3 protein-coding genes are annotated in these 3,892 nt (G+C 64.5%); 2 read left to right on the top strand and 1 reads right to left on the bottom strand.

What is annotated here, in order from left to right; all coding sequences use genetic code 11:
• Window positions 1–598: 598 nt before the first annotated feature.
• Window positions 599–1,810, bottom strand: a complete 1,212-nt coding sequence (tyrS, locus tag ACXJKH_RS16570; RefSeq protein WP_457320942.1) for a tyrosine--tRNA ligase — start codon at window positions 1,808–1,810, stop codon at window positions 599–601.
• Between the two features lie 168 nt (window positions 1,811–1,978).
• Between tyrS and ACXJKH_RS16565 the strand changes: the two genes are divergently transcribed.
• Both ACXJKH_RS16565 and ACXJKH_RS16560 read left to right on the top strand, forming a co-directional pair.
• A complete protein-coding gene (locus ACXJKH_RS16565; RefSeq protein WP_457320940.1) occupies window positions 1,979–3,454 on the top strand; it encodes a peptidoglycan DD-metalloendopeptidase family protein in 1,476 nt (491 codons plus the stop codon).
• 88 nt (window positions 3,455–3,542) lie between these two features.
• Window positions 3,543–3,892: anhydro-N-acetylmuramic acid kinase (locus tag ACXJKH_RS16560; protein WP_457320938.1), on the top strand; the 350-nt coding region annotated here is incomplete at its 3' end.

Here is a 3,892-nt window from a genome sequence, read left to right as displayed (position 1 = left end):
GAGCCAGGATCAAACTCTTCACTTAAAAACGCATAGTCCGAAGACTAAAAATTTAAAGCTGCAGATGCTTRACCGCTGGCAACGTTTCGCTTGCTTTAAAACAATTGATATRTTGCTTGATCAAACGTCTGCAAGATGGACAATCATCCTTCCTGCAGGCGCCTTCACAAGATACCTGCGCATACTGTCAAAGAACTTGGGAGTCGGCCTCAGCGCCTTCCTCCGTGTGCCCCGACGTTTCCGTCGTTGCGAGCCGCCCATTATAGCCGGCTTATCTGCTTCGTCAACACCTTTTTTCAAGGCCGTCACACCGAAGTGGACGTTGTTGCCGATGCCGCTTYGTCGTTTGCCCCGAGAGGCTTTCGTCGTTGCGAGCCGCCTATTATGTCAGGCTTTTCGTTTCCGTCAACACCTTCTTTCGAAGTGGTTGAGGTCCTGATCCTTCGCGGTTGCCGCCTTGCGGTGGCCCCTGCGTCGGGGGAGGGAAAGTATGTCCCCATCCGGGGCGTTTGTGAAGGGGGCAGACGACATTTTTTCACGTCGCCTCCCTCCCATTCATGCTCGAAGGGGTCCGGATCGCCCGAACCCCTTGTGGCGCTTAGGCCCCAACCAGCAGCACGCGGGCAAAGGTGCGCTTGCCGACCTGCAGCAGGCCTTCAAAACCGGGCACGAACACCTGCTGGGCGTCGTCCACGACCTCGCCATCGACCTTCACTGCACGCTCCTTGAGCTTGCGGGAGGCCTCGGAGTTGCTCGGGGTCAGGCCTGCAGCGGTCAACAACGCACCGATACGCAGACCCTCGGTCGGGATCGCCACTTCCTGCAGCGGCAGCAGGGTCACATCGCCCTGCCCGGTCACGGCGGCGTTCCAGCCTGCGATGGCCTGTTCGGCCGCCGCGGCATCGTGGAAGCGGGTGGTCAGCTCGCGCGCCAGGCGCAGCTTGACCTCACGCGGGTTCAGGCCGCCGGCCTGGACCTGCTCGCGCAGGCTCACCGCTTCGGCCTGGCTGATATCAAAGGAAAGCAGCTCGATCCAGCGCCACATCAGGTCGTCACCGATCTTCATGGTCTTGGTGACCATATCGATGGCCGGCTCATTGATCCCGATGTAGTTGTTGAGCGACTTGGACATCTTGGCCACGCCGTCCAGGCCCTCCAGCAGTGGCATGGTCAGCACGATCTGCGGCTGCTGCCCGTAGTGCTCCTGCAGGCCACGGCCCATCAGCAGGTTGAACTTCTGGTCGGTGCCGCCGAGCTCGACGTCCGCCTCGAGGGCGACCGAGTCGTAACCCTGGACCAGCGGGTAAAGGAACTCATGCAGGGCAATCGACTGCTGGGCGGCGTAGCGCTTGGCGAAGTCGTCGCGCTCGAGCATGCGCGCCACGGTGTGCTGACCGGCCAGACGGATCATATCGGCCGCGCCCATCTTGCCGAACCACTCCGAGTTGAAGCGCACTTCGGTCTTGTCGCGGTCCAGCACCTTGAAGACCTGGTCCTCATAGGTGCGTGCGTTGGCGAGCACGTCGTCCTTGCTGAGCGGCTTGCGGGTGACGTTCTTGCCGGACGGGTCGCCGATCATGCCGGTGAAGTCGCCGATCAGGAAGATGACCTGGTGGCCGAGGTCCTGGAACTGGCGCAGCTTGTTGAGCAGCACGGTGTGGCCCAAGTGCAGGTCCGGGGCGGTGGGGTCGAAACCAGCCTTGACGCGCAGCGGGCGGCCGCTTTCCAGGCGCTGGCGAAGTTCCTCGGATTTGAGGATTTCGTCGGCGCCACGACCGATCAGGGCGATGGCTTCTTCAATCGAGGACACGTGACAACTCCCGGCAATGCCTTATTTACATGAATGACGTTAAGTACAAGTTAACCGCATGCGCTTCACAAAAGCCAATAGGCACAAGGGTTTGACGCGGTATTTATACCTGTCTATGTTACCGACGTTTGGGCCCGCGCTCCCGGGCCAGTCAGGAACAGACCGACGATGCTCAACTCCGATCAAGGCCGCGCGCGCAAGCAGCGCTTCAAGGAACGTCTCCACGTCCTCCACGACACCGCCCTGCATCGGAAGCTCAAGCAGCATCTTCCCGCCGCGTTCAACGAGCGCTGGACGCGCCGGCACTGGATGCACGCCAGCCTGTTCGCCACCATCGGCGCGCTGGTGGCCACAATCGTGCCGGGCTTCTCGCACACCATCGAAACGCCCTACTCCGTCGGCCATTCCACCCTGGCCCTGCCGTTGCCGCCGCTGTCGCTGGAGCGGCAGAAGCAGGTGCCCGGTGACAGCTGGCAGGTGCTGCGGGTGCAGCGCGGCCAGACCCTGAGCAACCTGTTCGACGAGGCCGGCATTCCGGCCACGGTGATGCACCAGGTGCTGGAGCACCCCGGCGCGCGCGCGGCGTTGACCAAGCTGCGCCCGGGCGCGGAGATCGCCTTCGACCTGCCGCTGTCCGGCGACCTGCGCACGATCCGCTTCGACCGCGATGCCGACAACCGCGTCGAGCTGTCGCTGAAGGATGACCAGATCACCGAGAAGGTGATCAAGCGCGAGTCGTCGACCCGCCGCATCGTCGCCAGCGGCGAGATCACCAGTTCGTTGTATGCGGCCGCGCGGAAGGCCGGGCTGTCGCCGTCTGCGATCGCCACGATGACCGACGAGATCTTCAAGTACGACATCGACTTCTCCAAGGACCTGCAGCCGGGCGATCGCTTCAGCGTGGTGCTGGATGAAACCTGGCGCGAAGGCGAGAAGGTGGATACCAGCAAGATCCTGGCGGCGACCTTCACTTCCGGCGGCAAGACCTACAGCGGCTTCCGCTTCGACCGCAACGGCAAGTCCGAGTACTTCGACGTGAGCGGGCGACCGCTGAAGAAGAGCTTCATCCGCATGCCGATCCCGTTCGCGCGGTTGAGCTCCAGCTTCGGCGCGCGCAAGCACCCGGTGCTGGGCAAGATGCGCATGCACAAGGGCGTGGACTACGCCGCGCGCACCGGCACCCCGATCATGGCCGCCGGCGATGCGCGCGTGCAGTTTGCCGGTACCCAGCGTGGCTACGGCAACGTGGTGATCCTGGACCATGGCCGCGGCCACACCACGCTGTACGGGCACATGTCGCGCTTTGGCTCGATCAAGGTCGGCCAGCGCGTGGCCCAGGGCACGGTGATCGGCTATGTCGGCTCGACCGGCATGGCCACCGGCCCGCACCTGCACTACGAATTCCGCGTCAACGGCGAGCACCGCAATCCGCTGTCGGTGACGATGCCGCCGCCGGAGCCGCTGCGTGGCAGCGAGCTGGCTGCCTTCCGCGCGCAGACCGCGCCGGCGCTGGCGCGCATCCAGGGCATGGAGAAGCTGATCTATGCCGAAGCCAGTCCGGCCCCGCAGGTGGCCCCGGCCGACACCCAGGCGCAGACCCAGACCGCCAGCGTGGCCAAGCCGGCCAGGCGCAACCGCGGCTGATCGCGGCAGCCAGCGCGCGGGTACGTGCGCATTGACGCCGATGACGGGTTGCGCCGAAGCTGGACGCAACCCGCTTTGACTGCCTGCCATGACCGCTGTCGTTGATCCGCATAGCCCGCTCTTCATTGGCTTGATGTCCGGCACCAGCGCCGATGGCATCGATGCCGCGCTGGTGCAGTTTCCCGCCGAGGGCGGCTGCCGCTTTGTGCACGGCCACACCCACCCGTGGGATCCGGCGCTGCGTGCGGAGCTGATCGCACTCGGCGAAGGCGGCGATATCGCCTCGCTGGATGCGCTGGGCCGGATCGATGCCGAAGTGGGGCTGCGCTTTGCCGAGGCGGCCACTGCACTGCTGCGGCTGAGCGGGGTGGATCGTGCCCAGGTGCGCGCGATCGGCTCGCACGGGCAGACCGTGCGCCACCGGCCGTTGGCCGATCC

It is taken from the genome of Stenotrophomonas sp. P5_B8 (assembly GCF_054049855.1).
Note: the sequence above shows the minus strand (reverse complement) of the source record. Positions and strands in the feature narration are given on the sequence as shown.

Bases quoted from the DNA above. Each gene is read 5' to 3' on its own strand.
- ACXJKH_RS16565 (WP_457320940.1), top strand. From the start codon at position 1,979: ATGCTCAACTCCGATCAAGGCCGCGCGCGCAAGCAGCGCTTCAAGGAA.